Origin of the sequence: Brucella sp. NBRC 14130 (genome assembly GCF_040371715.1) — a bacterium.
Lineage (GTDB): Bacteria > Pseudomonadota > Alphaproteobacteria > Rhizobiales > Rhizobiaceae > Brucella > Brucella intermedia.
Window position 1 is genome coordinate 287,318 of record NZ_BAABTE010000006.1, and the last position, 24,688, is coordinate 312,005.

Here is a 24,688-nt window from a genome sequence, read left to right on the forward strand (position 1 = left end):
CCTCTTTTTACCGGCACCGTTCTGCGGGTGGTACGGGTGCAATTCCCTGATGTTATTTGATTTGCTTCGTGAATGCTACAACGGCGTTGACGAGGTATTGTTTCTCTGAAGGATATAATCTCCGTGGAGTAATCGATGCCTCTTCAACAGGCAGCTCGTTTCCGATACTTATAACGACTGTTCGATTTAACAGGGATAATTTCCTCAGGCGGTGTGTACTGTTCCTCAGCGAAACCAATTGATGTGGTGACGCGTAACAAACATTAATTTTCAGAGGAAACCATGGCAACGTCAACGTACTTTTTCAATAACAATGAAAACATAAAATATAATGATGTATTGGATAAGATGGTAGAAGGATTTCCTTTCAGGACCAGTATTAACTGGCAATCTCTGCCTCTCGCTTTTCAGAGTAATATAGACGATATCATCAATGCGAATGACTATCTGTATTTGTTCAAAAAGGATAAATACATCAAGTTCTCGCTTATCCATGAAGAGGTTGTAGCAGGCCCTGCGCCGATCACTGACGGTTGGCCTGGTCTGGCTGGCACGGGTTTGGAGGCCGGTATCGATACGGCTGCGGAATGGCCTGATGCTGACGACAGGAGCAGTATCAAGACTGTATTGTTTACAAAGGGGGCAGTTTGCATACTATATAATTTAAATGATAATACTATTAATAAAACGAATATAGCAACCCAGTTTGCAGCGAGCAATTACCCGGAATTTTGCTCCAATCTAGATACTATTCTTGTATGGAAGTCTTTAGATGCATCTTTTGTGTATCTGTTTAAAGGGAATTATTATATCAGGTATAACCTCAATAGTAATATTATTGATAAAGGGAAACAGGTTATTTCTGCATATTGGCATGACGTTACTTTTACTCAAATTCAAGCCTCCGTTTCAGTCGATAATGAAGTCATGGGAAGCGGCTGTCGGTGTGGCGAGGTCGAAAACGGCCAATATAATTTCCAGATTTCACCAGATACGGAATTCGGTTTGATTGCCTATGCTAACAGCGAGCGCCTGCAGACTGTATCTATCTATGTCGATGATCTGCCCGTGGATGCGTTTTCAGGAAAAGGAGATGGCAATACCGTCATAGGTATCCGGACCTATCTATCAGGCACCGGAAAGATCGGCATCCAGATACAAAAGGAGGGCGCTGAACCGGGGAGGGTGAATTTCATTTATGGCCGACTGGAAAGCAAAGCCAGTTCTATTATGGTCAGTTCGGAAAGCGATACCGATAATGGCGCACCGGATTGCACGGTCGTGATCAATACGCCCCTATCTTGATAGGAAGCTCAGACTGGGCGGCAGACTCCCAGCCTGGGCGCGACCGCAAATCCTGAATTCGTAGGGAAGCATGTCGGGTAGGAAATGCTGAACAGTGTGTTCCTTTCCGCGCCCTTCCATTCCTGGCGCGCGCCGCCATATTGGGCAGGAACAATCCTCTTGCCCGAATTCAGGGAACATCAACATGAAGAAGATCGGCTTTCTTTCCTTCGGCCACTGGTCGCCGTCTCCCCAGTCGGGAACCCGCTCGGCCAGCGACGCGCTTCTCCAATCCATCGATCTGGCGGTCGCCGCAGAGGAGCTGGGCGCGGATGGCGCCTATTTCCGCGTGCACCATTTCGCGCGCCAGCTTGCATCGCCCTTTCCGCTGCTTGCAGCCATCGGCGCGAAGACCAGCAGGATCGAGATCGGTACCGCCGTCATCGACATGCGGTATGAAAACCCGTTCTATATGGTCGAGGATGCCGGTGCCGCCGACCTGATTTCCAAGGGTCGCTTGCAACTCGGCATCAGCCGCGGCTCGCCGGAACAGGTTATCGATGGCTGGCGTTATTTCGGCTATGCGCCGGGAGAGGGCAAGAGCGATGCCGATATGGGCCGCCAGCATGGTGAGGTGTTCTTCGAAGCGCTGAAGGGGCAGGGCTTTGCACAGCCGAACCCGCGTCCGATGTTTCCGAATCCTCCCGGCCTGCTGCGGATCGAGCCGCATTCGGAAGGTCTTCGGGATCGTATCTGGTGGGGTGCGGCTTCGGATGCCACGGCTGTGTGGGCGGCAAAGCTCGGCATGAATCTGCAAAGCTCGACCTTGAAGAAGGACGAGTCAGGTGAGCCGCTGCACATCCAGCAGGCGAGGCAGATCCGCGCCTATCGCGAGGCCTGGAAGGAAGCCGGACATACGCGCACGCCGCGTGTTTCCGTGAGCCGCAGCATCTTCGCGCTGGTCGATGATCGCGACCGGGCCTATTTCGGCAATGGCGGCAAGGAGCAGGATTCCATCGGCTATATCGAGGAAGACCTGCGGGCCGTCTTCGGACGGTCCTATGCTGCCGAGCCTGACCGGCTGATTGAGGAACTGGCGAAAGACGAGGCGATTGCCGAGGCCGATACGCTGCTTCTCACCGTGCCGAACCAGCTTGGCGTCGAGTACAATGCCCATGTGATCGAAGCGATCCTCAAGCATGTTGCACCGGGGCTTGGCTGGCGGTGATTTGGCGGGACAGGCGGCAAGAGCCGCCTGTCTTTAAGATATGCCATGAACGGCCAGAAGCTGCCTCATGCGGTGGATGGCCAGCTCCGGCTGGTCGAGCACATCGGCCTTGTCGGCAAGGCGGAATATGTCGGCATAATGCAGGATGCCGCGTGCTGACTGCATTCCGGCAGGCATGGTGAAATGTCTCTGGTGGCCGTTCAGCCAGGCGAGGAACACGACGCCCGCCTTGTAATATTGCGTCGGTGCTTCAAAAATCTTGCGCGATAGCGGTACGGTCGGCTCGATGATTGTGCGGAAGCGGGCGTTGTCGTCTGCGGCCAGCGCTGCAAGCGCGCTGGATGCCTGCGGGGCGACCGCATCGAAAATGCCGAGCAGCGCATGGCTGTGCCTGTTTCCGTCGCCTTCGATCAGCGGCGCATAGTTGAAATCATCGCCGGTGAAACACAGCACGCCTTCCGGCAGGCGGTTGCGCAAGGCGATTTCGTAGCGCTCTTCCAGCAGCGAAATCTTGATGCCTTCCACCTTGTCGCGGTTGGCCTCGATGATGCCGATGACGGTATCCAGGGCTTCATCGAAATTTTGTGAACCCCAATAGCCTTTGAGCTGTGGGTCGAACATGTCGCCCAGCCAGTGCAGCACGACCTTTTCGCGAGCCTGCGCCAGAATATGCCCATAGACTTTGGCATAATCGTCGGGCGATCTGGCGATGCGTGCCAGCGCCCGGCTTGCCATCAGGATGAAACGCCCGCCGTGCTTTTCGATGAAGCCGGCCTGTGTCTCATAAGCCCTGATAATGTCATCGAGGCTTTTGGCTTCCGCCGGATCGAGGTGGTCGGTGCCAGCGCCAGAGGCAAGATCGGCACCCGCTACGCCTTTCGCTTCTGCCAGCGAGCGGCGGATCAGTTCCTGCGCGCCAGCCCAGTTCAGGCCCATGCCGCGCTGTGAGGTGTCCATTGCTTCGGCGATCCTGAAACCGAGGCACCACAGGTGATGGCGGAAAGCCATGGTCGCGTCCCAGTCGATGGCCGGGTCGTTCCACGGGCGGGCATCTTTCAGCGGATCGGAAACCACATGCGCTGCCGCATAGGCGATGCGGTTGAACTGCGGCGGGCTTGCCGGGCGCGGGGTTGGCGTGCCGCTCAGCGTGTAGGAAACAAGGCTGCCGTTGCCATCCGGCAAGATCAGTTGCTGGTCGTTCATGCCCATGATCGTTCCTCCGCTTGTTAGCCGATTTTTAGTTTAGAACGTTCCAAATGGCAATCCCGTCGAAAAAGGCGGCAGAAATGTGATTTGGGAGTGTTTGCACCTGAAATACGTGTTTCGGCAGAAAATCTGCACTAAAAACCAACGCGAATTGTGGCGAACACATGGCAAATGGCGGCTTTCCGCTCTGCTCTTGACAGTATTGGAACGTTCCAATTTAATGAACGGGATAAACCGGAGCAGGTCATGAGCAAGAGCAGCGTCACCGTTATCGATATTGCACGCGAGGCTGGCGTGTCGAAATCGACCGTGTCGCTGGTGCTGCGTGACAGTCCGCTGGTTCATGCTGAAACCCGGGTCAAGGTGCAGGAGGCGATCGAGAAACTGGGTTATGTCTATAACCGTTCCGCCGCCAATCTGCGCCAGGCGAATTCAAGGATCATCGGTCTTGTGGTCAATGATCTGACCAACAGCTTCTTTGCCGAACTGGCTGTCGGCGTGGATCGCGTCATGCAGTCGGCTGGCTATGTGCAGTTTCTGGCCAATACGGCGGAAAGCATCGATCGCCAGCGCGAGGTGATTGCCTCGATGCGCGAGCATGGCATTGCCGGGCTGATTGTTTCGCCAGCGCGCGGGACCGAGGCGAACGATCTGAAACCATTGGCGAAAAGCGGCCTGCCGGTTGTGCAGATGGTGCGCGATGTGCCGGGATCGGGTGTTTCTTCCATCGTTTCGGACAATCGCGGCGGCGTGGCAAGGGCGGTCGAGCATCTGGTGTCGCTGGGGCATCGCGCCATCGCTTTCATGGGCGGTTATGCCGATACGGCGGTGTTTGCGGAGCGTGTCGCGGGGTATCGCGCCGGACTGGAGCAGGCCGGAATTGCCTTTGATGATGCGCTGGTCTTCGCCAGCGCTCCATCCCGCGCCGGCGGCGTTGAAGTGGTGGAGCAGATGCTGCGGCATGGCATGAAGCCCACGGCGGCGGTGTGCTTCAATGATGCGGTTGCTTTCGGCGTCTGCGATGGGCTGCGGGCCGCCAATCTTGAGCCGGGCCGGGATTTTGGCGTGGTTGGTTTTGACGATGTGATCGAAGCCAAAACCGCTGTTCCGGCGCTGACGACTGTGGCTGTGGATCCGCAAGGTTTGGGAGAACGTGCGGCGCAGCTTTTGCTGAAGCAGATCAATTCGGAACGGGTGGAGGCGGAGGCGCAGCGCCTGTCGGTGCGCCTTGCGGTGCGGGCAAGTTGCGGTGCGCCGTTGCGAAAACAGGAGGAGAAACTCGAATGGCAAAGTGGGGCCTTATAGGCGCAAGCACCATTGCAAAAGAATGGGTGATCGGGGCCATTCGCGCCACCGGGGGCGAAGTCGTTTCCGTTTACAGCACCAATGCCGTGCGCGGTGAAACTTATGCCCGCGAAAACGGCATAGCCCGCTCGGTGACCAGCCTTGAAGCGCTTTTGTCCGACCCTGAAATCGATGCCGTTTATATCTCCACCACCAATGAACTGCACCGCGATCAGGCGATTGCCGCAGCACAAGCGGGCAAGCATATACTTTGCGAAAAGCCGCTGGCGCTGACGATTGATGACGCACACCAGATGCTGAAAGCCGTGCGCGAGGCGGGTGTCGTGGCCGGCACCAATCATCATTTGCGCAATGCTGCAAGCCACCGCGCAATGCGGGATGCCATTGCTGCGGGCAAGATCGGCAAAGTGCTGGGTGCGCGGGTTTTCCATGCGGTTTATCTCCCGCCGCATCTGCAAGGCTGGCGCATCGAGCGGCCCGATGCGGGCGGCGGCGTGATCCTCGATATCACCGTGCATGATGCCGATACGCTGCGCTTCGTGCTGGGTGAAAACCCGGTTGAGGCGGTGGCTTTTAGCCAGCAGGGAGGCCTAAGCGGTCACGGGCTGGAAGATGGTGTGATGGGTGTCCTGCGTTTTCCTTCCGGCGCGATTGCCCAGTTCCACGATGCCTTTACCACCAAATATGCGGAAACCGGCTTTGAAGTGCATGGCAGTGAAGGCTCGCTGATTGCGCGCAATGTCATGACGCAAAAGCCGGTTGGAAGCGTCATCCTGCGCGATCAGAACGGCGAGCATGAACTGCCGCTCGACCAGAAAAATCTCTACGAAACCGCCTTGCATTCTTTCCACAATGCCATCGAGGGCAGGGGCCAGCCATCGGCCACTTTGGAGGATGGCATCTGGTCGCTGGCGACCGGGCTTGCCGTCATGCAAGCCGCAAAGACCGGCAAGGCAACCGCCGTTCATTCAGGACTTTGAGAATTATGAGCAAGCATATTTCATTTGCAGAAGCCGCCTCACTTATTCCCGACAATGCCGTTGTTTCGGTTTCTTCATCGAGCGGGCTCGGCTGTCCGGATATGATGCTGAAAGCCATTGGGGAGCGGTTCGATGAAACCGGCCATCCCAAAAACATCACCACGCTGCACCCGATTGCGGCGGGCGACATGAGCGGCATCAAGGGTGTCGATTACATCGCCAAGAAGGGGCTTTTGAAAAAGATCATCGGCGGTTCCTATCCGTCCGGGCCGTCAAGCGCCGAGCCGCCGCTGATCTGGCAGATGATCACCAATAACGAGATTCCGGCCTATAATATCCCGTCCGGCATTCTGTTCGACATGCATCGCGAAGCTGCTGCCAAGCGCCCCGGCGTGTTGACCAAGGTGGGGCTCGATACATTTGTCGATCCCAAGCGTCAGGGCACGGCGATGAACGACAAGGCGCGTGAGGAACCGGTCGTCAAGCATGTCAGCTTCGAGGGTGAGGACTGGCTTTATTTCCCCAATATCGTGCCGCATGTCGCGATCATCCGCGCCACCACCGCGGATGATCGCGGCAACCTCACCTATGAACATGAGGGCGCTTATCTGGGCGGTCTGGATCAGGCGCTGGCGGCGCGCAACAATGGCGGCATTGTCATTGCGCAGGTCAAGCGCATCGCCAAGGAAGGAACGCTGAAGCCGCATGATGTGCGGGTGCCGGGCGTTCTGGTCGATTATATCGTGGTTGACCCCGACCAGAAGCAGACGACGCAGACACTTTATGATCCGGCGATTTCCGGCGAGATTTTCCGCCCGCTCGATACGTTCCGTCTGCCTGAATTCAATATCCAGAAGGCGATTGCGCGGCGTGTCGCACAGGAGTTGCAGGCGGGCAGCGCGGTCAATCTTGGTTTCGGCATTTCCGCCAATGTGCCGCGCATTCTGCTGGAAGAGGGCCTGCATGGTGCCGTGACATGGGTGATAGAGCAGGGGGCGGTCGGCGGCGTGCCGCTTCTGGATTTTGCCTTTGGCTGCGCCTCCAATGCCGATGCCTATATGCCGTCGCCCTATCAGTTCACCTATTTTCAGGGCGCGGGCTTCGATGCTTCGCTTCTCTCCTTCCTTGAGATCGGGCGCGATGGTTCGGTCAATGTGTCGAAGCTGTCATTCCGTCCGCATGTGACGGCGGGTGCGGGCGGCTTTGTCGATATTACATCAAGGGCGAAGAAGATCGTCTTTTCCGGCATGTTCAACGCCGGTGCGAAATTGTCGGTCGCTGATGGAAAACTGGTGATCGAGAAGGAAGGCAAGCTCAAAAAGCTGGTCAATGAAGTAGAGCATGTCACTTTCTCCGGCCCGCGCGGCGTCGAGCAGGGACAGGACATTACCTATGTCACCGAACGCGCGGTTCTGAAGCTTGCGCCGGAAGGCATTGTGCTGACCGAAATCGCGCCAGGTGTGGATTTGCAGGCGCATATTCTGGATCAGGCCGAGTTTCCGCTGATTGTTTCGGACAAGCTCAAGACCATGGATGAGGCGCTATTTCGCGAAGCGCCAATCGGGCTTGAATTGCCGCAAAAGCCTGCGCGAAAGCTGGAGGCTTGAGATGGCTCAACGGATAGAAATATCGGTCGAAAACCACATCGCGGTCATGACGATCAGGCGACCCGAAAAGTTCAATGCGTTCGATATCGAGCTGTTGCAGGAATTGTCTGCGGCCTGTGACCGGGTGGAGGCTGACAGCAGCGTCCGGGTTGCGATCCTGACCGGCGAGGGCAAGGCCTTTTCCGCCGGCGGCGACATCAAGGCATGGGGCGGCATGGAACCGCAGGAGTTCGGCCATGCATGGGTGCGCTATGGTCATCGTGTGTTCGAGCGGCTGGCGACTTTGCGCATGCCGATGATTGCGGCGATGAACGGCCATGCGCTTGGCGGCGGGCTGGAACTGGCAGGAGCTGCCGATATCCGCATTGTTGAAAAGCAGGCAAAAATCGGCCTGCCGGAAACATCGCTTGGCATGGTGCCCGGCTGGTCGGGCACGCAGCGCCTTGTGCGTCGTTTCGGTGCGCAGATCGTGCGTCGTATGGTGCTGGGCGGCGAAATGTTCACCGCCGAAGAAGCGCTTTCTCACGGGCTCGTCGATCATGTGGTGGAGACGGGCGCGGCCTTGCAGGCAGCAAAGGATTATGCGGCGCGGGTGGCAAAACGCGGGCCGGCTGCGCTCGAAATTTCCAAACTGATGCTGTCCGTCGCCAATGGCGAGGACAATGGAACGGCGGTTGAGGCGCTGGGTTCCATCCTTGTCGCCAAGACCGGCGATTTGAAGGAAGGCGTGCGCTCCTTTGCCGAAAAGCGCGAAGCGAATTTTGAAGGGAAATGGTAATGAGCACGATCGTAAAGCCGCAGCCGTTGACCGGGCTGGAAGTCCGCGAATTCTCCATGCTGATCGATGGCAAATGGGTGCAAAGTGAGAGCGGCCAGACGATTGACCGCGCGGCCCCCGGCCATGGCGTTACCGTCAGCCGTTATCCGGCGGGAAACAAGGCCGATGTGGAACGCGCCGTGGCGGCTGCGCGCAAGGCGTTTGACGATGGGCGCTGGTCTTCCAAAACCGCCTCGCAGCGTTCGCTGGTGCTGCTGAAAGCTGCCGATCTGATCGAGGCGCGGGCGGAAGAGCTTGCCTATCTCGATGCGATTGAAGCCGGCAAACCAATTTCGCAGGTGCGCGGCGAGATTGCCGGTTCCGTCGACATCTGGCGCTATGCGGCAGCGCTTGCGCGTGACCTCCATGGCGAAAGCTACAACACGCTGGGCGATGGCACTCTGGGCGTCGTGCTGCGTGAGGCGATCGGCGTTGTCTCCATCATCACGCCGTGGAATTTCCCGTTCCTGATTGTCGGCCAAAAGCTGCCTTTCGCGCTTGCCGCGGGCTGCACGGCGGTGGTGAAGCCGTCCGAACTCACTTCCGGTTCGACGCTGGTGCTGGGCGAAATTCTGGCCGAGGCAGGGGTTCCCGACGGCGTGGTCAATATCGTCACCGGAACCGGTACCGATGTCGGCCAGCATATGAGTACGCATGCGCAAGTCGATATGGTGTCGTTCACGGGCTCCACTGGCGTGGGCAAGCTCACCATGGCCAATGCGGCGCAGACGCTGAAAAAAGTGTCGCTGGAGCTTGGCGGCAAGAACCCGCAAATCCTGTTCCCGGATGCGGATATGGATGCCTTCATCGATGCGGCTGTGTTCGGCGCCTGGTTCAATGCGGGTGAATGCTGCAATGCCGGGTCGCGGCTGATCGTGCATCGCTCGATTGTCGATGAGATTGTCGGGCGGGTGGCCGATCTGTCTAAAAAGGTGATCGTTGGCGATCCGCTCGATGTCAGCACGCAGGTCGGCGCGATCATCACGCCGCAACATCTCGCCAAAGTCGGCGCCTATGTGGATCAGGCCAAAGAGGCGGGTGCCGCAATCGCCCATGGCGGCGATGTGCTGGATCTGGGCCTTGGCCAATATATGGGGCCGACCATCATTGCAGGCGTGAAGGCGGATATGGCCGTGGCGCGTGAGGAAGTGTTCGGGCCGGTTCTGTCGGTGCTTTCCTTCGATAGCGTGGATGAGGCGATCTCGATTGCCAATGCGGTCGATTACGGCTTGTCAGCGGGCGTGTGGAGCCGTGATTTCGATACCTGCATGAGCATCGGCCGCAAGGTGCGGGCGGGCACTGTCTGGATGAACACTTTCATGGACGGCACGCCGGAATTGCCTTTCGGCGGCTATCGCCAGTCGGGTCTGGGCCGCGAGCTGGGGCGTCATGCGGTGGAGGACTATACCGAAACCAAGACGCTCAACATGCATATCGGTGCGCGAACGGGCTGGTGGATGCCGCAGGCTAAGTAGGAGTGACGGCTTTGGGAGGACAGCCGGATATCGTCATCATCGGATCGGGTATCGGCGGCGCAACCATGGCCGCCGGGCTTGCCGCATCGGGTGCTGACATTCTCATTCTGGAAGCGGGGGAGCGCTTGCCGGACAGGCCGGAAAACCGCGATCCACGCGCCATTTTCCAGCGCGGTTTCTTTCGTCCGCAAGAGTTCTGGTATGAGACCAATGGTGCGCCGTTCAACCCCGGCAATTATTACAATGTCGGCGGCAATTCCAAATTCTTCGGCGCGGTGCTGATCCGCTATCGGCGCGAGGATTTTGAGGAGCTTGCGCATCTGGAAGGCATGTCTCCGGCATGGCCCTTTGCCTATGACGTGCTGGAACCATGGTATTGCAAGGCGGAAGAACTGTTTCAGGTGCGCGGTGAACTGGGCGATGACCCGACCGAGCCGCATCATTCAAAGGTTTATCCTTATCCGGCTGTCCGCGATGAACGCCCGATTGCCGATGTGCGGGCGCGGCTGAAGAAGGCGGGCCTGCATCCGGCATCACTGCCGCTTGGCGTCGATATTGACCGTTGGCTTGCCAAGGCAAAAACGCCGTGGGATGCGCATCCCAATTGCGATGATGGTAAGATGGATGCGGAAAGCTGCCCGCTTGCGCAGGCGCTCCAATATCCGAATGTCCGGCTGGAAACCTCGGCGCGGGTAACGCGGGTGGAAGCGGGGCCGGACGGCAAGGCGATCACCGCCGTTCATTATGTGAAGAATGGCGAAGTGTTGGTTCTACGGCCGAAGCTGGTCATTCTTTCAGCGGGTGCGGTGCAGTCGGCGGCAATCCTGCTGCGTTCGGGGCTGGCGAACAGTTCCGATCAGGTTGGCCGCAATTTCATGAACCATAATTCCAGCGCGGTGATCGCTTTCGACCCACGCTATCGCAATGACAGCGTCTATCAGAAGACATTTGGCTTCAACGATTACTATCTGTCGGATGGGGCAGGCGGGCCACCGCTCGGCAATGTGCAATTGCTGGGCCGTGTATCGGGCGCGATCCTGAAATCCAACATGCGCCATGTGCCGGAATGGCTTTTGCACCGCATTGCCGGACACACGATCGATTTTTACGCCATGAGCGAAGACCTGCCCTCGCCGGAAAGCCGCGTGAGCGTGGATGGCGACCGCATCGTCCTGCATTGGGTGCGCACCAACTGGAAAGCGCATCTGATGCTGGTGGAAAGGCTCAAATCAGCTCTCAGGCAGGCAGGTTTCCCGGTGGTGCTGTCGCGGGCCTTTGACCGGCGCACGCCGTCGCATCAATGCGGCACGGTGCGCATCGGCAATGATCCGGCAACCGCGCCGCTTGATCCCTGGTGCCGAGCCTATAACCACCCCAATCTCCATGTGGTCGATGCGTCCTTCCTGCCAACCTCGGCGGCGGTCAATCCGGCGCTGACCATTGCCGCGCAGGCCTTGCGCGTCGCAGACCATTTGAACCGGGAGGTGCTGGCATGAACCGTCAAAGACCTGTTGCGCTGGTTACCGGCGGGCGACGCGGGATCGGGCTTGGCATCGCCCGCACGCTCGCCGCCAAGGGTTTCGATCTGGCGATCACCGACCGCGAGCGTGACGATGCCGTCATTCATGAACTGCGGGTGCTGGGCGGAAAGGTGGTCTTTCTTGAAAGCGATCTTGCAGCTGTTGGAAAACATGAGGAGACGGTTGCCACGGTGATGAAGGAATTCGGCGGCATTGATTGCCTGGTCAACAATGCGGGCATGGGTTCGGTCGAGCGCGGCGATTTTCTCGGGCTGAAGCCTGAAAACTTCGACACGATCATGGATGTGAACCTGCGGGGCACGGTGTTTTTCACGCAGGCAGTCCTGAAAGCCATGCTGGCGGCAAATGAAGTGCAGTTTCCGCGCAGCATTATAACCATCAGCTCCGTTTCCTCCGTGATGACGTCGCCGGAACGGCTTGATTACTGCATCAGCAAGGCGGGGCTGACCGCCTTCGTGCAGGGGCTGGCGCTGCGGCTTGCCGAAGCGCGGATCGGCGTGTTCGAGGTTCGCCCCGGCATTATCCGCACCGATATGACCGCAAAGGTCGCAGAGCGTTATGACGGGCTGATCGAAGGTGGGTTAGTGCCGATGAAGCGCTGGGGCGAGGCGGGCGATGTCGGCGCCATCGTTGCCGGGCTTGCCGGTGGCGATTTCATCTTTGCGACGGGTTCGGCAATCAATGCCGATGGCGGCCTGTCGATTGCAAAACTGTAGGGGTAGGGCGATGGAATACGATTATATCATCGTGGGCGGCGGGCCTGCCGGTTGCGTTCTCGCCAATCGCTTGAGCGAAGATGCGTCCGTAAAAGTGCTGCTGCTGGAGGCAGGCGGCAGCGACTGGAATCCGCTGTTTCACATGCCCGCCGGTTTTGCCAAAATGACCAAGGGCGTCGCAAGCTGGGGTTTTGAAACCGTTCCGCAGAAGCACCTGAAAAACCGCGTGCTGCGCTACACGCAGGCGAAAGTCATCGGCGGTGGCTCCAGCATCAATGCGCAGATTTATACACGCGGCAATGCCGCCGATTATGATCTCTGGGCTGGCGAGGATGGCTGCACCGGCTGGGATTATCGCCATGTGCTGCCCTATTTCAAACGCGCCGAAGACAATCAGCGCTTCAACGATGATTTCCATTCCTATGGCGGGCCGCTTGGCGTTTCGATGCCATCCGCGCCACTGCCGATCTGTGATGCCTATATCCGCGCGGGTCAGGAACTGGGCATTCCGTATAATCCAGATTTCAACGGTCGCGAACAGGCGGGCGTCGGCTTTTATCAGCTCACGCAACGCAATCGCCGCCGTTCCTCCGCGTCGCTTGCCTATTTATCCACGATCAAAGATCGCAAGAACCTCACCGTGCGCATGAATGCGCCGGTGCGCAACATCGAGGTGGAAAAGACCCGTGTAACCGGCGTAACACTGATGAGCGGCGAGGTCTTGCGCGCTGGTCGTGAGGTGATTGTTTCATCCGGCGCCATCGGTTCGCCGAAACTTCTGCTGCAATCGGGCATTGGCCCGGCCGATCATCTGAAAAAGGTGGGCGTCGCGGCCAAGCACGATCTGCCCGGCGTGGGCGAAAACATGCAGGATCACCTCGACCTGTTTGTCATTGCCGAATGCACCGGCGATCATACCTATGACGGCGTGGCGAAACTGCACCGCACGCTTGGCGCGGGCCTGCAATATATATTGCTGCGCTCCGGCCCGGTGGCGTCGAGCCTGTTTGAAACCGGCGGCTTCTGGTATGCGGACCCGGATGCGCGCTCACCGGATATACAGTTCCATCTGGGGCTAGGTTCGGGCATCGAAGCCGGCGTCGAGAAGCTCAAAAATGCCGGCGTGACGCTCAATTCCGCCTATCTTCATCCGCGCTCGCGCGGGACGGTGCGGCTTGCTTCCAGAGATCCGGCTGCGGCGCCACTGATCGATCCCAATTACTGGAGCGACCCGCATGATCGCAAAATGTCGCTGGAAGGGCTAAAGATCGCCCGCGAAATCATGCAGCAGGACGCATTGAAACTCTATGTTATGGCCGAGCGCCTGCCGGGGCCGAAAGTGGTCACCGATGACGACCTGTTCGATTATGCCTGCGCCAATGCCAAGACCGACCATCATCCGGTCGGCACCTGCAAGATGGGAACCGACGCGATGGCGGTTGTCGATCTCGATTTGAAAGTGCGCGGTCTCCAGGGCTTGCGGGTGTGCGACAGCTCGATCATGCCGCGCGTTCCTTCCTGCAACACCAATGCGCCGACCATCATGATCGGCGAAAAGGGTGCAGACATTATTCGCGGCCTCGACCCGCTGCCGCCGGTCGTCTTTTCATGGGAGCGCAACGCACGCAAGGTGATCGGACGCTAGACCGAAAAATCCTAAAGCGGGATCGCCATCCCGCTCCGGTTTTTTGACTGTTTTCGGCCGCAGGCGGTTCCCGCGTTGCGGAACCGTGCTCTAATCGTTTTCGACCGGCTCGAAGCGCAGATAGCCGACCACGCCCGAGCCTTTCCGGTTCGGGTTGTCGGATGGGTGGTTGACGCCATCACTCACCGCGACGGCCGCGAAATCGAATGGCGATACGCCTTCCAGACAGGCAGCGTTCACGCCGTACTGGCGCGGATTGGAGCGGCGCTGGTGGAAGGTGTAGATGCCGCATTTCGAGCAGAAATAGTGTTTCGCCACGCGGGTATTGAACTGGTAGAGAGTCAGCGCATCCTCGCCTTCGAGAATCTCCAGCCCGTCCAGATCGGCGGAAACGGCGACGGCCCCGCGCATCCGGCAATAGGAGCAGGTGCAGCGCCGTGCTGTGCGCAGGCCATTGGATAGTTTGACGCGAAAACGCACGGTGCCGCAGTGGCACGCGCCATTGGCTTCCTTGATATCGGGATTCATTTTCTCACCTCGCATTTGCACGAAGGCTATTTTGTTTTTTGCCGGTTTACCACTGCCGAAAACCGATTAAATTCGGTGCGGGAAATATATCCGGGAGGGAGTTGGCCATGGGTGAATTCGCAGTCGTGACGGGAGGCAGCACCGGCATCGGGAGGCATCTTGTTTCCGCCTTTGCGGAAGCGGGCTACACGGTGGCGTTCAGCTACAGGCACGACGACGAAGCTGCGCAATCGCTCGTGGAAGCCATAGAGGAGGCAGGCGGTCAGGCGCTGGGACTCGGCTGCGATGTCGGACGGCGCGTCGAGGTCGAAAGCTTTTTCGACGAGGTTTGCGACTGGTTCGGCGATGCGCCGGACGTGCTGGTCAACAATGCGGGCATCCAGACCTGGGCGCCCTTGCTGGAACTTTCCGAAGAGGGCTGGGACGATGTCATCCGCACCAATCTGAAAGGCTGTTTCCTCAATACGCAGGCCGCTGCCAAGCGCATGGTTGAGGCGGACAAGGACGGCGCCATCGTCAATATCGGCTCCGGCTGCAACAAGCTCGCCTTTCCCAAGCTCGTTTCCTACACGGCATCGAAGGGCGGGATAGAGCAGTTCACCAAGGCTTCGGCGGTGGAGCTCGGGCCGCACGGCATCCGGGTGAATTGCGTTGCGCCGGGTGCGATCCTCAATGAGCGGACGGCGGAAGAGCAGCCCGACTATGCGGGCACCTGGGCCCGCATCACGCCGCTGCGCAGGGTGGGAACGCCGGAAGACATTTCCGGCCCTGTCCTGTTCCTTGCGTCCGACGCAGCGCGGTTCGTGACCGGCCAGACCATCTGGGTCGATGGCGGCGTCTTTTCGCAGGCCAACTGGCCGTATGAGGGGTGATGGTGGTTGGTTCGGAAACCAAGCGAAAATTTAACGTTGAGAAGCGGAGGCTGGTTCAACGCCAGATGTCGCATCAATGTTGCGCGACACATCTGCAGCCGTGAAGCTCGAGAACCATGCGTTGGCTTGCGGGCCGTTTTCCAAATGATAGATGCGGCCTATCCTCTCCTCGACGTTCGGGAGGCTGGCAACGAAGTCGTTTTTTTTGCCTTTCCACATCTCACGCCATTTCAAAACAAGCTTGATTTCGTGAGGTTCGGACATCGCCACGTTCTCCAGATTGATGTGAACATAAAGAGAACAAAATAGGCTGCGTAACATAAAGGTGTCAAACTCCAATTGAGATGATTTATCTCGATTTGAAGTGAGTTGCCTGCATCTCGGCTTCCCGTTTTCCGAAGCCTTCGGGCGACAGGTGAAGGCAGAACGCGTTAACCCAAATTGCGCTGTAGCTAGGCTAAGACTGTGATAAAATGAATCACATGTAACGTGGGGGTACATATGCAGCGCTGGCAAGAACAGCTAACCAAACATCCGCTGAATACTGTCTTGAACCGGCTCGAAGAACTGGCGTCACGAGAGTTGGACGATATTGATGATTTAGCATTTATAGAAAGAGCCAGGTTTTTAAAAGTCGTCAAGCTCGCAAAACAAGTAGTTAAAAGCATTGATCCAGAGATAGCGCCGATGGATTTGCTGGATCAATTTCATAATCAGATAAAAGCTCATGGCGTTACCAACACTATTGAACAATTCGCCAGTAACTCGGATCCAAGACTTTTTAACGCATTAAACGAGCAAATCAATCCTGCACTCAGTTATTTGTATCAATTGAGTTCTTTGAAATTTGCTCGTTCTACACGCAAAGCAGACATTGACGCTGCAACCTCCTCATTTGAGAGCTTCGCAAAGAAAACCAAAGAGAGTTTTCATGCGTTTAAAGCTGAAGCTGAGGCTAGTTTAACTGAAGCAAAACAATCTGCCGATAGGGTCACGTCTATAAGCGCTAAAGCGGACGCTATTGAAGCCGAAATCAACAAATCAATTGATGAATGGAATAGCAGTTCGTCAAGTATACTAACCAGCCAGAAATCGGACTTTGCTAGTGATAAGCAGCTTCGTGATGAGAAATTCGCGAAGGAAATGGACGAATTCAGGGAGAAATTTAGGACTGAGAGCGAAACATTAATTGAATCAAACAACGTTGCGTTGATCGAGAAACAATCTTTATTCGATAAAAATATTGAAGCAATCAACATAGATGCCAAAAAAAGGCATGAAGATATCATAAAGCTACATAATCTCGTGGCCCACGACAGCGTAACGGGTGGTTATAAAAGCATAGCTGACAGAGAATATGACGCCGCACAACTTTGGCGAAAAGGCGCGATTGCTTGCATTATCGCAACGATCTTATGGCTCCTCGCAAGCCTGTTTTGGTTTACGCCAGTACTTTATCCAGAAAAATTATTTTGGATGCAAGTCGCGAAATCCGTATCGCTTACCGCGTTATTGCTGTCGTTCGCAGTGTATGCATCCAAGCAATCTACCCTACATCGTATCAACGAAAGAAAATCGCGCACGTTTTTCCTTCAAGTGCAGGCGTTTGATCCATTTATTGCTAACCTGCCGGAAGAAGCAAAGAGAACCCTCAAAGAAGAACTTAGCAAGCGCATATTCGGCGCTGACGACCATTCGCAAGATAGCAATCTGATGGAGAAAGCTGAGTTTAAAGGCATTGAGCGAGGTATCGACTTGCTCGGCCAACTGCACAAGATTGTGGGCAAAGGCTGAGAAGTTGTAACGCGGTGACCGATTTATGGCGTTCAGGGCGAATGTGGATAGTCGCTTAGCGACTATCCCTGCCCTTTGCGCGGGCGTCTGCCGCGTACTGCGTCAGGGATCTGTCGGCGCGGAAGTGCCTATAGGCTCCACAAGTAGCTTGAGAGGTCCCCGCAAAGCGCTGAGTTCGCTGAGAGAGGCGTAACCGAGTTCCGGGCTTCCGTGGCCGAGATCGCACAAACCGAAAAGCTTATCGTCGTCTGCTACGAGTTCGGCGACAAGCCATGTCGCGCCTGCGTCGGGCGTGAAGAACTTCACCACGGGTTTATGATCGCCTTCGCCGCCATCGGAAACGTCTGGGTTGTGACGTAGGTGGGTGCGGATTTTGCGAGTGAGCAGAATATCAGGCTCCTTCTTGGTCGCGGGATTGCGACCGTTCTAGAAGCCATTGAGGGGAGGTTAGGGAGGTAGCTGGGTGCCCTGCACGCTTGCGCTTGACCATGAGCGTTAGCGACCGCCCGACCTACGAAGGCAAAAGAACGTGTATCGATTCGTTGGGACTGACCTAGAGTCTGAATTTTAATGCTGAATCCGTGGCTTATCCGCCTTGATCCGCAGAGAGACAAATCAGTGGACGGCAGGCGGTTGTTTGAGAGATTTCGGTGGTGATCCCGACAGGATCGCCAAGTACGAGTAAAAACAATAGCTTATCGGAATTTGAGACAAACGGAAAACATAATGAAAATCAATGTCGAGAAAACGGAAGTGTCTCACTCCAGCGGCAGAAAGAGCGGATAGCAGAAACGAAAATTGCTGCCCCGACCGTCATCGGGAGCAGCAATCAATCAAGTCGCGTTATCACAACGGCTGAACAATATCAGGTAGCAGAATCGGACGCAATACGTACGGCTGCGCTTTGGTATGCAGCGAACCATTCTAAGCGGTCTGGCGCGCTCATTCCGTTCATCCGCACTACGTTCCATCTATCGCCGCTGGAAGCAATCCGCGCCTTGCAGCTTGGCCGGAAACTGGCGCAGGAGGCGCGTCAGTCATGAGTGCGCCTCGCAGTGTCCGAAAGAAGCTCAACAAACTCAGAAAGGCGCAACAGGCGGAGCGTGACGCGCTCCTGCTGGATAATGCTGCCAAGCGCCTACCGAAGGACAAAGCCGCTCTGCTGGCTGCACAGAGAAGCCGCGAGGATCGTTCAAAATGAGCCTCGTGAAAGAGAATGACATACTGTTTGCTTACAAGGCCCTCAACATCGTTGAGGGCTTATCAGCTAATGCTCGACGCGTTGCGGGCGCTATCATTGACCATTTCAACCGTAAGACAGGCCAATGCGATCCGAGTATAGATCGTCTTGCCACATTACTAGGTGTTAATCGTGCGACCGTTCTACGCGCCACGGCAGAGCTGTGCGGCGACAAGGATAGCGGTTCGCCGTTCTTCTTTCGTAAGAGCCATGGCGGCAAGTTTCACCGCGCCAGCTATTCGCCGAACTGGTCAAAGTTCCGATCAATCGTGAAGGCGTGGGAAGCCAAAATGGAGGGGCGAGAAAACCCTAAATCGGACGTGTCAAACGTCGCAGAAGTGCGACCTTGTACGTCGCAGAACTGCGACGTTAATAGTCGCAAAACTGCGACCCAAACCAATAGAAGGAACCAATCTAAGAAACCAATGGTGCAGGTGGATGGGTCGGCTGACGTACCTCCAGCCGCACCGCAAGCGGACAAGTCGCCGGGGCTTTGGAGAGGGAGAAAGCCGCAAGGGCAGCACCACTTCCTGCTGCCGTTTGCAGGCGGAAAACAGCCATCGCACAGTCAGGCAGCGAAGGCAGGCGCAGAGCGGCGATGGTACAGTGAATTGCAACGGATGGATGCGAGGCTGACAGTCCAGATCGTGGATGCGCTGGGTGATAGGCCGGACGTGTATGCGGGCGCAACCGAAGCGGAGTTACGCAAGCGTGGTGATGGATTGCCTTACGTGTTGGCTGCACTGAACGACGCCTTGAGGCAAGCGAAGTATGGCTGAGTGAGTGAGAATTGGCGATTTGCGATTAATCGCAAACTGGGGAACGAAGTGTCCCGTTTCTCGACATCAAATGATGCAGAAAAACGGGACATGCCACGTCGAATCACCATGGGCCGGGGGTGGTCTAGAACTTTCGCGGGTTGCCGGGGACCGGCGCGGGGAGAAACGCTCTATATTTTTCCTAATTAGGAAGTTTTTTGTTTAATTACAAAGAGATAGGGTAAAACATATGACATTAAGTGACGTCGATCTGCGGAAATTCAAGAAAAAGCTGCGTTGCCAACTTGTCCTTTCTTTGTACTTCTTTGCAAATTTACGAACAGACATCTCATCCGCATGCTTAGTGCATGCTGAAAAATTTTCGCCTCTCCGGACTGTTCTCCAAGCGCGACAAGGCGCTGACCGATGAGCAAATTCTTGAAATGCTCGGCGGCGGTTTGCCGACAGAGACAGGCGTTTCCGTTTCCATCGAAACCGCGCTGCGCGTTCCTGCCGTCGCGACGGCTGTCCGGACGATCGCGGAAGCTGCGGCCAGCCTCAAATGCAAGGTTGTGCAGATCAATGACGATGGTTCGGAGACGGAAGTTACCGGCCATCCGGCCATGGCGCTTCTGCGCGGCGAGGCGAACGAATGGACTTCCGGTTTTGAGCTTGTCCGCCAGATCATGGTTGATGCGCTGTGCCGGGATCAGGGTGGGCTTGCTCGCGTAACGCATAGCTCGGACGGTCGCCCGCTCGAAATCATCCGCTATCGTCCCGGCTTCATTCAGGTCGATTATCCGGATGACACGCTGCAGCCGCGATATCGGATCAACGGTATCTTGCAGCCGGCTTCCGAAATCATCCATCTGAAAGGCGCGTTCGACAAAGCGCCGTTGACGCTGTGCCGTGAGGCTATCGCGGTTGCCATCGTCATGGAACGTCACGCGGCCCCGGCTGTTCGGCAAGGGCGCACGTCCCGGTGGCGTCATCGAAAGCCCGAAACCGCTGGGCGATGAAGGCGCAAAACGCATGTTGGCCGCGTGGCGCGCAGCCATGGACGGGGCCGACAATGCGGGCAAGTCTGCCGTTCTCTGGGATGGTGCGACGTGGAAACAGATGACGCTCAACAGCGTCGATGCGCAGTTTCAACAGCTGCGCCTTTTCCAACTTCAGGAGATTGCCCGCGCCTTCAACCTCCCGGCCACGTTGCTGGGCGATCTCACGAAAGCCACTTGGTCGAACAGTGCCGAGATGCACCGCCAGTTTCTTCAGCTTTGCCTTGAGCCTTGGCTGCAGGCGCTGGAAAGCGCGTTGCGCCGCGCCCTGTTCACCAAGGATGGGCGCAAGAATTACGCCGTTCGTTTCGATCGCGACGATTTTACCAACGTCGATCTGACAGCCCGCGCCACCGCTATCAGCTCCCTGCGCTCTTCCATGGTGCTGACGCGTAATGAGGCGCGCAACTGGCTCGATCTCGCGCCGGTCGATGATGGCAACACCTTTGAAAATCCAAACACCGGATCGAGCCAGCCGGGCACGGACCACAACGGCGGGCCGAAGCTCGATGACCCCGAAAAGGATGAGCTGCGCCGGGAAATCGAAAGGCTGAAAAATGGACCTGAGTGACATCCTCGCGAATGTTGCCGATCAGGACCGGGGCCGCGAATGCGAGCTGCGGGATCCTGTGACCGGAGAACCGACGGGTATCAAATTATGGGTTGTCGGCCCGGACAGTAAAACTGCGCATGACGCTCGCATCGCCATGGCGGATGAGCTGATGGAGCGATCCCGCCCGGATGGCACAGTCAGCGCCGAGGATCGCGAACGCGCCCGGATCTCCAGTCTCGCACGTTTGGTGCAGCGCTGGGAGGTCAGCGAAGCGGGAAAGGTGCTGCCGTTCAATCACAAGAACGTGCTGCGCCTTCTCGCCGTTTCGTGGGTGGAAGCGCAGATCGATGCCTTTGCCGGCAACCGCGCCAACTTTCATGAGGTGGCATGATGGAGCGGCTGTTCGTTGAAACCAAGATGCTGGCCGACGATAGCGGCCTTGTTTCCGGTCTGGCTTGGAAGTTTGGAACGCCGGATCGCATCGGTGACTGGGTGGAACCCGGCGCGTTCAAGTCGATCAAGCTGCCCGTTCCCATGCTGTTCGGACACGACATGAATGATCCGATTGGCACATGGGACGTTGCCGAGGAAAAATCTGACGGCCTGCATATCACCGGCAAGTTGTTGGTCGATGACGTTGCCCGCGCCCGCGAGGTTCGTGCCTTGGTCAAGTCAGGCGCGGTGCGCGGCATATCCATCGGCTTCATCACCAAGGCATCCAGCCCGCGTTCGGGCGGCGGTCGCTCAATCAAATCTCTCGAACTTCTGGAAGCGTCCCTAGTGACGATTCCGATGCATCCCGGCGCGAAGGTGACTTCGGCCAAATCGGCAGTTCTGGCGCTCAACATCGCCGCTGCCATCAACCGCGCAGCTGCGCAGATAGGAAAGTAACTGACATGCAGCATGTCATGAAACAAGCGCTGCTCGGCAGCGTGGCAATCACCCGCAAGGGCGAAGAAGATGATCCGGTTTCCATTGTTACCAAATCGCTTGACGATCTGCGGGCCTCGCTCGACGAACGCCTCAAGAAGGTCGAGGGCGGCGGCGTTGATCTGAAAGCCATCACGGATCGTCTGGATGAGATCGAGAAAAAGGCCGGTCGCTTCAATGGCGGCAAGGCGGATCCGGAAGAACAGGGCAAGATCGAGCGCAAGGCGCTTTCATCTTACCTCCAGTCAAACAATGCTTCCGCCATCGAGGGCGCAGGCGGTGCTTTCGAAACCAAGGCGGCAGCATCGGACAACGATCCTGCAGGCGGCTATTTCGTGCTTCCGACTGTGGATCTGACGATCCGCAATCTGATGACGGATCTGTCACCGATGCGCGGTCTGGCCGAGATTGTCTCGATTTCGACGGATAAGTATGAGCGCTTCTATTCCAAGGGCAAGCGCGGTGCGAAGTGGGTTTCGGAACGCGGCGAGCGCCCGCAGGATACCGATCGGCCCGAACTGATCAAGCATTCCTACGGCGTGGCCGAACTCTATGCGGCCCCGGTTGCCACCCGTCATCTGCTCGATGACGCTGCAACCGATATCGCGTCCTGGCTGATTAACAACGCCACGCATGACTTTGCCGAAACCGAAGGTGAAGCCTTCATGACCGGCGATGGCGTTGACGGTTCTCCGGTGGGCCTTCTTACCTATCCGACTGCTCCCGAGAAGGATTTTACCCGCGCATGGGGCAGTTTCCAGCATATCCCGACCGGCGCGAATCCGGATGATGCGAAGCTGGCTGATACCCTCATCCGTCTGGTTGCCACGTTGCGCAAGCCATACAAGGGCAATGCCGTGTTCGTCATGAACAGCAATACGGCAATCCGCCTGCGCCAGATCAAGGACAGCACGGGCCGTTACCTCTGGGCACCGACCGGCAATCTGATCGAGGGCGTCGATCATCCGCTTCTCGGCCAGCGTGTCGAGATCGATGAAACCATGCCAGACATTGCCGCAAACGCTCTGCCTGTTGCGTTCGGTGATTTCCGACAGGGCTACGTCATTGTGGATCGTCAGGGCGTTCGCATCAATCGCGACGAACTCACCCAGAAGGGCCGTGTTGTCTTCGACGTTTACAAGCGCGTCGGCGGCGGTGCTGGCGACTTCAACGCGATCAAGTTCATCAAGATCGCAGCGGCCTAACGGCTCATCAAGTGGCGAACTTCGCCACTTGATTTTCTGGGGAGTGCAAACTTGCACCCCCACTTTTCAACGGAGTGTCGATCATGAACAGCGAATTCAATCAGCGGGATTCTTTCTATCTGCGAACTGCGCAGGCCGCTGAGAAACTTCATGCAGAAATTGATGGTCGTGAGCCGCGAGAAATCTCGCTCGATACCCCGATCACGCTCCGCATGCTGGCTGAGATCCTGCGGGATCCTGCAGGGCGAGTGCTGGCAGCACGTTAGTTCGATCAAGTGGCCAGCTTGGCCACTTGATTTTCCGGGTCGACAAATTTGTCCACCCGCCACCCAATGGAGATGCAACGATGCGTGACACGTATCATGGTTTTAAGGCGGTAACAGCGTTGGCTGCTGCTGTCTTGTCTGCAAATGCGAACGGCGTTGCCGTCGATCTCAAGGGATATGACAGCGCCCTGTTCATCGTCGGAACCGGCGCAATTGAAGCGGCTGGCGATTTCACAGTGAAGCTTCAGGAAAGTGACACCGGCACAAGCGGCTGGGCTGATGTGGGCGAGGCCGATCTGCTTGACGGTGTGCCGGACAAGTTGGAAGCGGATTCGGCATATCGTATCGGCTATATCGGATCCAAGCGTAAGCGCTATGTCCGTGCCGTTGCGGTAAAGGGCGGCGGCACAAGCATTGTCTTGAGCGTTGTTGCCCTTTTGGGCCATCCCGCTATCGCGCCGGTCGCCTGACATGCCGGTTAGCGCGCCTCGCATCTGCGGTCAGTGTGGCGGTGTTCATGCACACGGTGAACGTTGCCCGAAGCGGGCTGCAAATGACAAGGCGCGCAAAGCCCAGTTCGACAAGAAGCGGCCTTCTGCTCGCGAACGCGGTTACACCAAGGAATGGGAACGCGAGCGCAGGGAATATCTCGCCGCCTATCCGTTCTGCCGCCGCTGCGGCGCACCGGCTACGCTTGTCGATCACATTCAACCACACAAGGGCAATCAGGCGCTGTTCTGGAACCGTGCCAACTGGCAACCGCTTTGCCAGCCTTGTCATTCGAGCGCCAAGCAATCGGAAGAGCGGCGCAATCAGAGAAAGGATTGATCCATGAGTATCTTCGCAACCGCTGGCGCGAAGCTTTTTATTGGTACGGCGCTGGCATCGAAGGCGACGGATTTTGTTGCCGCTGACTTTACCAGTCAGGCATGGGTGCAGATCAACAATTGCGAGAACATCGGGTCTTTCGGTGATACCGCCGAAGAGATCAAGTTTAACGATATCGGCAAGGGTCGCACCCAGAAACTCAAGGGTACGCGCGATGCTGGCAGCATGGCTATCGTTTGCGGCATCGACTATGCCGATCCGGGCCAGATCGCCCTGCTTGCGGCGGAAAAGTCGATCCATGACTATGCGTTCAAGGTCGAGTTCAACGATGCGCCGGAAGGCGGAACGCCATCGCAGCGCATGTTCGTCGCCAAGGTGATGAGTGCTGCCGAAGCGCTCGATGAGGCCAATAATGTGATGAAGCTCAATTCGTCGCTTGGCATCAACTCCAACATCGTCCGCGTCAACGCTGCCGAAGCATGATCGAGGTGGCGGGTGGGCAAATTTGCCGACCCGGTTCCCGGCTTTTTTGAAAGTTCTCCAGCATGATCGTCACCGTCGAAGAAATGAAACAACAGCTCGGTTTTACCGACGACATGGGCACGCTCGATGACGAGCTGCTGGAGCGCAAGATCGAGGCCGCGCAGGCGCATATCGAGCGTCTGCTTGGCTACAAGCTGGCAGATGAATTTCCCGGCAATGCCGTTCCTGCGGATCTGAAAGAAGCAATCCGCCTGTTGACGGCGCACTGGTACGAAAACCGCGAGGCCAGCCTTATCGGTGTTTCGGCGCAGGAAATCCCCTACGGCATTCGCGACATCATCCGCGAACATCGCAACTGGAGTTTCTGAC

29 protein-coding genes are annotated in these 24,688 nt (G+C 57.1%); 25 read left to right on the forward strand and 4 right to left on the reverse strand.

Going from position 1 to position 24,688, the window contains the following annotated elements; translation table 11 throughout:
• The first annotated feature begins 282 nt into the window (after positions 1-282).
• Positions 283-1,305 (forward strand): fucose-binding lectin II, encoded by a 1,023-nt coding sequence (locus tag ABWW28_RS14900; protein WP_176588060.1) that lies wholly within the window; start codon positions 283-285, stop codon positions 1,303-1,305.
• A 184-nt stretch (positions 1,306-1,489) separates the two neighbouring features.
• Positions 1,490-2,512: an LLM class flavin-dependent oxidoreductase gene (locus ABWW28_RS14905; RefSeq protein ID WP_021587528.1), complete on the forward strand. Its 1,023-nt coding sequence runs from the start codon at positions 1,490-1,492 to the stop codon at positions 2,510-2,512.
• A gap of 33 nt (positions 2,513-2,545) precedes the next feature.
• Here ABWW28_RS14905 and ABWW28_RS14910 read toward each other — a convergent pair whose 3' ends face one another.
• On the reverse strand, positions 2,546-3,715 hold the full coding sequence (locus tag ABWW28_RS14910; RefSeq protein ID WP_031347113.1) for a dihydrodipicolinate synthase family protein: 1,170 nt from the start codon (positions 3,713-3,715) through the stop codon (positions 2,546-2,548).
• 249 nt (positions 3,716-3,964) lie between these two features.
• Between ABWW28_RS14910 and ABWW28_RS14915 the strand changes: the two genes are divergently transcribed.
• Genes ABWW28_RS14915 through ABWW28_RS14950 form a run of 8 tightly spaced genes read left to right on the forward strand, consistent with a single transcriptional unit; the run spans position 3,965 to position 13,804 of the window.
• Entirely contained in the window at positions 3,965-5,023 is a 1,059-nt protein-coding gene (locus ABWW28_RS14915; protein WP_021587526.1) for a LacI family DNA-binding transcriptional regulator, read from the forward strand.
• Positions 5,002-6,003: a Gfo/Idh/MocA family protein gene (locus ABWW28_RS14920; RefSeq protein ID WP_021587525.1), complete on the forward strand. Its 1,002-nt coding sequence runs from the start codon at positions 5,002-5,004 to the stop codon at positions 6,001-6,003. The genes ABWW28_RS14915 and ABWW28_RS14920 overlap by 22 nt, the downstream gene beginning before the upstream one ends.
• 5 nt (positions 6,004-6,008) lie before the next feature.
• Positions 6,009-7,610, forward strand: coding sequence for an acyl CoA:acetate/3-ketoacid CoA transferase (locus ABWW28_RS14925; protein WP_151658414.1), 1,602 nt, complete (start codon positions 6,009-6,011; stop codon positions 7,608-7,610).
• Position 7,611: 1 nt separating this feature from the next.
• Complete coding sequence (locus tag ABWW28_RS14930; RefSeq protein WP_021587523.1) at positions 7,612-8,388, forward strand: enoyl-CoA hydratase/isomerase family protein; 777 nt, start codon at positions 7,612-7,614, stop codon at positions 8,386-8,388.
• Positions 8,382-9,902, forward strand: coding sequence for an aldehyde dehydrogenase family protein (locus ABWW28_RS14935; protein ID WP_036593067.1), 1,521 nt, complete (start codon positions 8,382-8,384; stop codon positions 9,900-9,902). The genes ABWW28_RS14930 and ABWW28_RS14935 overlap by 7 nt, the downstream gene beginning before the upstream one ends.
• Before the next feature lie 11 nt (positions 9,903-9,913).
• Entirely contained in the window at positions 9,914-11,398 is a 1,485-nt protein-coding gene (locus ABWW28_RS14940; RefSeq protein WP_021587521.1) for a GMC oxidoreductase, read from the forward strand.
• Positions 11,395-12,159 (forward strand): 3-ketoacyl-ACP reductase, encoded by a 765-nt coding sequence (locus ABWW28_RS14945; RefSeq protein WP_021587520.1) that lies wholly within the window; start codon positions 11,395-11,397, stop codon positions 12,157-12,159. The genes ABWW28_RS14940 and ABWW28_RS14945 overlap by 4 nt, the downstream gene beginning before the upstream one ends.
• A gap of 10 nt (positions 12,160-12,169) precedes the next feature.
• On the forward strand, positions 12,170-13,804 hold the full coding sequence (locus tag ABWW28_RS14950; protein WP_021587519.1) for a GMC family oxidoreductase: 1,635 nt from the start codon (positions 12,170-12,172) through the stop codon (positions 13,802-13,804).
• A 90-nt stretch (positions 13,805-13,894) separates the two neighbouring features.
• On the opposite strand, the gene ABWW28_RS14955 is transcribed toward ABWW28_RS14950, so the two are convergent.
• A complete protein-coding gene (locus ABWW28_RS14955; RefSeq protein ID WP_021587518.1) occupies positions 13,895-14,332 on the reverse strand; it encodes a GFA family protein in 438 nt (145 codons plus the stop codon).
• A gap of 107 nt (positions 14,333-14,439) precedes the next feature.
• On the opposite strand from ABWW28_RS14955, the gene ABWW28_RS14960 reads away from it, so the two are divergent.
• Positions 14,440-15,204: an SDR family NAD(P)-dependent oxidoreductase gene (locus tag ABWW28_RS14960; protein WP_021587517.1), complete on the forward strand. Its 765-nt coding sequence runs from the start codon at positions 14,440-14,442 to the stop codon at positions 15,202-15,204.
• Between the two features lie 30 nt (positions 15,205-15,234).
• On the opposite strand, the gene ABWW28_RS14965 is transcribed toward ABWW28_RS14960, so the two are convergent.
• Positions 15,235-15,468: a hypothetical protein gene (locus ABWW28_RS14965; RefSeq protein ID WP_176588059.1), complete on the reverse strand. Its 234-nt coding sequence runs from the start codon at positions 15,466-15,468 to the stop codon at positions 15,235-15,237.
• Positions 15,469-15,705: 237 nt separating this feature from the next.
• Between ABWW28_RS14965 and ABWW28_RS14970 the strand changes: the two genes are divergently transcribed.
• The gene (locus tag ABWW28_RS14970) at positions 15,706-16,998 is read left to right on the forward strand and encodes a hypothetical protein (RefSeq protein ID WP_021587515.1); all 1,293 of its coding nucleotides are present in this window, start codon (positions 15,706-15,708) and stop codon (positions 16,996-16,998) included.
• Between the two features lie 102 nt (positions 16,999-17,100).
• Here the strand turns inward: ABWW28_RS14970 and ABWW28_RS14975 are convergent, their stop codons facing one another.
• Positions 17,101-17,388 carry a DUF2958 domain-containing protein gene (locus tag ABWW28_RS14975; protein ID WP_308140834.1) on the reverse strand — a complete coding sequence of 96 codons (288 nt, stop codon included), beginning with the start codon at positions 17,386-17,388 and terminating at the stop codon, positions 17,101-17,103.
• A 260-nt stretch (positions 17,389-17,648) separates the two neighbouring features.
• Between ABWW28_RS14975 and ABWW28_RS14980 the strand changes: the two genes are divergently transcribed.
• From ABWW28_RS14980 to ABWW28_RS15040, 13 genes are all read left to right on the forward strand, one after another.
• Positions 17,649-18,041 (forward strand): hypothetical protein, encoded by a 393-nt coding sequence (locus ABWW28_RS14980; protein WP_353391251.1) that lies wholly within the window; start codon positions 17,649-17,651, stop codon positions 18,039-18,041.
• Positions 18,038-18,199 carry a hypothetical protein gene (locus tag ABWW28_RS14985; protein WP_353391253.1) on the forward strand — a complete coding sequence of 54 codons (162 nt, stop codon included), beginning with the start codon at positions 18,038-18,040 and terminating at the stop codon, positions 18,197-18,199. The genes ABWW28_RS14980 and ABWW28_RS14985 overlap by 4 nt, the downstream gene beginning before the upstream one ends.
• A complete protein-coding gene (locus ABWW28_RS14990; RefSeq protein WP_353391255.1) occupies positions 18,196-19,017 on the forward strand; it encodes a helix-turn-helix domain-containing protein in 822 nt (273 codons plus the stop codon). Before ABWW28_RS14985 ends, ABWW28_RS14990 begins: the two co-directional genes overlap by 4 nt.
• Positions 19,018-19,364: 347 nt before the next feature.
• Positions 19,365-20,015, forward strand: coding sequence for a phage portal protein (locus ABWW28_RS14995; protein WP_353391257.1), 651 nt, complete (start codon positions 19,365-19,367; stop codon positions 20,013-20,015).
• Entirely contained in the window at positions 19,921-20,625 is a 705-nt protein-coding gene (locus ABWW28_RS15000) for a phage portal protein (RefSeq protein ID WP_353391259.1), read from the forward strand. Before ABWW28_RS14995 ends, ABWW28_RS15000 begins: the two co-directional genes overlap by 95 nt.
• Positions 20,612-20,998 carry a hypothetical protein gene (locus ABWW28_RS15005; RefSeq protein ID WP_353391261.1) on the forward strand — a complete coding sequence of 129 codons (387 nt, stop codon included), beginning with the start codon at positions 20,612-20,614 and terminating at the stop codon, positions 20,996-20,998. Before ABWW28_RS15000 ends, ABWW28_RS15005 begins: the two co-directional genes overlap by 14 nt.
• The gene (locus tag ABWW28_RS15010) at positions 20,995-21,498 is read left to right on the forward strand and encodes an HK97 family phage prohead protease (protein ID WP_353391263.1); all 504 of its coding nucleotides are present in this window, start codon (positions 20,995-20,997) and stop codon (positions 21,496-21,498) included. The genes ABWW28_RS15005 and ABWW28_RS15010 overlap by 4 nt, the downstream gene beginning before the upstream one ends.
• Before the next feature lie 17 nt (positions 21,499-21,515).
• Entirely contained in the window at positions 21,516-22,742 is a 1,227-nt protein-coding gene (locus tag ABWW28_RS15015; RefSeq protein WP_353391265.1) for a phage major capsid protein, read from the forward strand.
• Between the two features lie 83 nt (positions 22,743-22,825).
• The gene (locus ABWW28_RS15020; RefSeq protein WP_353391267.1) at positions 22,826-23,008 is read left to right on the forward strand and encodes a hypothetical protein; all 183 of its coding nucleotides are present in this window, start codon (positions 22,826-22,828) and stop codon (positions 23,006-23,008) included.
• 80 nt (positions 23,009-23,088) lie between these two features.
• On the forward strand, positions 23,089-23,478 hold the full coding sequence (locus ABWW28_RS15025) for a hypothetical protein (protein ID WP_353391269.1): 390 nt from the start codon (positions 23,089-23,091) through the stop codon (positions 23,476-23,478).
• A gap of 1 nt (position 23,479) precedes the next feature.
• A complete protein-coding gene (locus ABWW28_RS15030) occupies positions 23,480-23,836 on the forward strand; it encodes an HNH endonuclease signature motif containing protein (RefSeq protein ID WP_353391271.1) in 357 nt (118 codons plus the stop codon).
• A 3-nt stretch (positions 23,837-23,839) separates the two neighbouring features.
• Complete coding sequence (locus ABWW28_RS15035; RefSeq protein ID WP_353391273.1) at positions 23,840-24,319, forward strand: hypothetical protein; 480 nt, start codon at positions 23,840-23,842, stop codon at positions 24,317-24,319.
• A gap of 62 nt (positions 24,320-24,381) precedes the next feature.
• Positions 24,382-24,687, forward strand: a complete 306-nt coding sequence (locus ABWW28_RS15040) for a head-tail connector protein (protein ID WP_353391274.1) — start codon at positions 24,382-24,384, stop codon at positions 24,685-24,687.
• The last annotated feature ends 1 nt before the right edge of the window (position 24,688 follow it).

Excerpts from the sequence above, each read along its gene's own strand:
- ABWW28_RS14945 (WP_021587520.1), top strand. The coding sequence starts at position 11,395 with ATGAACCGTCAAAGACCTGTTGCGCTGGTTACCGGCGGGCGACGCGGG.
- ABWW28_RS15005 (WP_353391261.1), top strand. The coding sequence starts at position 20,612 with ATGGACCTGAGTGACATCCTCGCGAATGTTGCCGATCAGGACCGGGGC.
- ABWW28_RS14950 (WP_021587519.1), top strand. The coding sequence starts at position 12,170 with ATGGAATACGATTATATCATCGTGGGCGGCGGGCCTGCCGGTTGCGTT.
- ABWW28_RS14955 (WP_021587518.1), bottom strand. The coding sequence starts at position 14,332 with ATGAATCCCGATATCAAGGAAGCCAATGGCGCGTGCCACTGCGGCACC.
- ABWW28_RS14985 (WP_353391253.1), top strand. The coding sequence starts at position 18,038 with ATGAGTGCGCCTCGCAGTGTCCGAAAGAAGCTCAACAAACTCAGAAAG.
- ABWW28_RS15025 (WP_353391269.1), top strand. The coding sequence starts at position 23,089 with ATGCGTGACACGTATCATGGTTTTAAGGCGGTAACAGCGTTGGCTGCT.
- ABWW28_RS14905 (WP_021587528.1), top strand. The coding sequence starts at position 1,490 with ATGAAGAAGATCGGCTTTCTTTCCTTCGGCCACTGGTCGCCGTCTCCC.
- ABWW28_RS14960 (WP_021587517.1), top strand. The coding sequence starts at position 14,440 with ATGGGTGAATTCGCAGTCGTGACGGGAGGCAGCACCGGCATCGGGAGG.
- ABWW28_RS15010 (WP_353391263.1), top strand. The coding sequence starts at position 20,995 with ATGATGGAGCGGCTGTTCGTTGAAACCAAGATGCTGGCCGACGATAGC.
- ABWW28_RS14925 (WP_151658414.1), top strand. The coding sequence starts at position 6,009 with ATGAGCAAGCATATTTCATTTGCAGAAGCCGCCTCACTTATTCCCGAC.
- ABWW28_RS15040 (WP_353391274.1), top strand. The coding sequence starts at position 24,382 with ATGATCGTCACCGTCGAAGAAATGAAACAACAGCTCGGTTTTACCGAC.
- ABWW28_RS15015 (WP_353391265.1), top strand. The coding sequence starts at position 21,516 with ATGAAACAAGCGCTGCTCGGCAGCGTGGCAATCACCCGCAAGGGCGAA.
- ABWW28_RS14970 (WP_021587515.1), top strand. The coding sequence starts at position 15,706 with ATGCAGCGCTGGCAAGAACAGCTAACCAAACATCCGCTGAATACTGTC.
- ABWW28_RS15030 (WP_353391271.1), top strand. The coding sequence starts at position 23,480 with ATGCCGGTTAGCGCGCCTCGCATCTGCGGTCAGTGTGGCGGTGTTCAT.
- ABWW28_RS14930 (WP_021587523.1), top strand. The coding sequence starts at position 7,612 with ATGGCTCAACGGATAGAAATATCGGTCGAAAACCACATCGCGGTCATG.
- ABWW28_RS14965 (WP_176588059.1), bottom strand. The coding sequence starts at position 15,468 with ATGTCCGAACCTCACGAAATCAAGCTTGTTTTGAAATGGCGTGAGATG.
- ABWW28_RS15020 (WP_353391267.1), top strand. The coding sequence starts at position 22,826 with ATGAACAGCGAATTCAATCAGCGGGATTCTTTCTATCTGCGAACTGCG.
- ABWW28_RS15035 (WP_353391273.1), top strand. The coding sequence starts at position 23,840 with ATGAGTATCTTCGCAACCGCTGGCGCGAAGCTTTTTATTGGTACGGCG.
- ABWW28_RS14900 (WP_176588060.1), top strand. The coding sequence starts at position 283 with ATGGCAACGTCAACGTACTTTTTCAATAACAATGAAAACATAAAATAT.
- ABWW28_RS14920 (WP_021587525.1), top strand. The coding sequence starts at position 5,002 with ATGGCAAAGTGGGGCCTTATAGGCGCAAGCACCATTGCAAAAGAATGG.
- ABWW28_RS14990 (WP_353391255.1), top strand. The coding sequence starts at position 18,196 with ATGAGCCTCGTGAAAGAGAATGACATACTGTTTGCTTACAAGGCCCTC.
- ABWW28_RS14995 (WP_353391257.1), top strand. The coding sequence starts at position 19,365 with ATGCTGAAAAATTTTCGCCTCTCCGGACTGTTCTCCAAGCGCGACAAG.
- ABWW28_RS14915 (WP_021587526.1), top strand. The coding sequence starts at position 3,965 with ATGAGCAAGAGCAGCGTCACCGTTATCGATATTGCACGCGAGGCTGGC.
- ABWW28_RS14910 (WP_031347113.1), bottom strand. The coding sequence starts at position 3,715 with ATGAACGACCAGCAACTGATCTTGCCGGATGGCAACGGCAGCCTTGTT.
- ABWW28_RS14935 (WP_036593067.1), top strand. The coding sequence starts at position 8,382 with ATGGTAATGAGCACGATCGTAAAGCCGCAGCCGTTGACCGGGCTGGAA.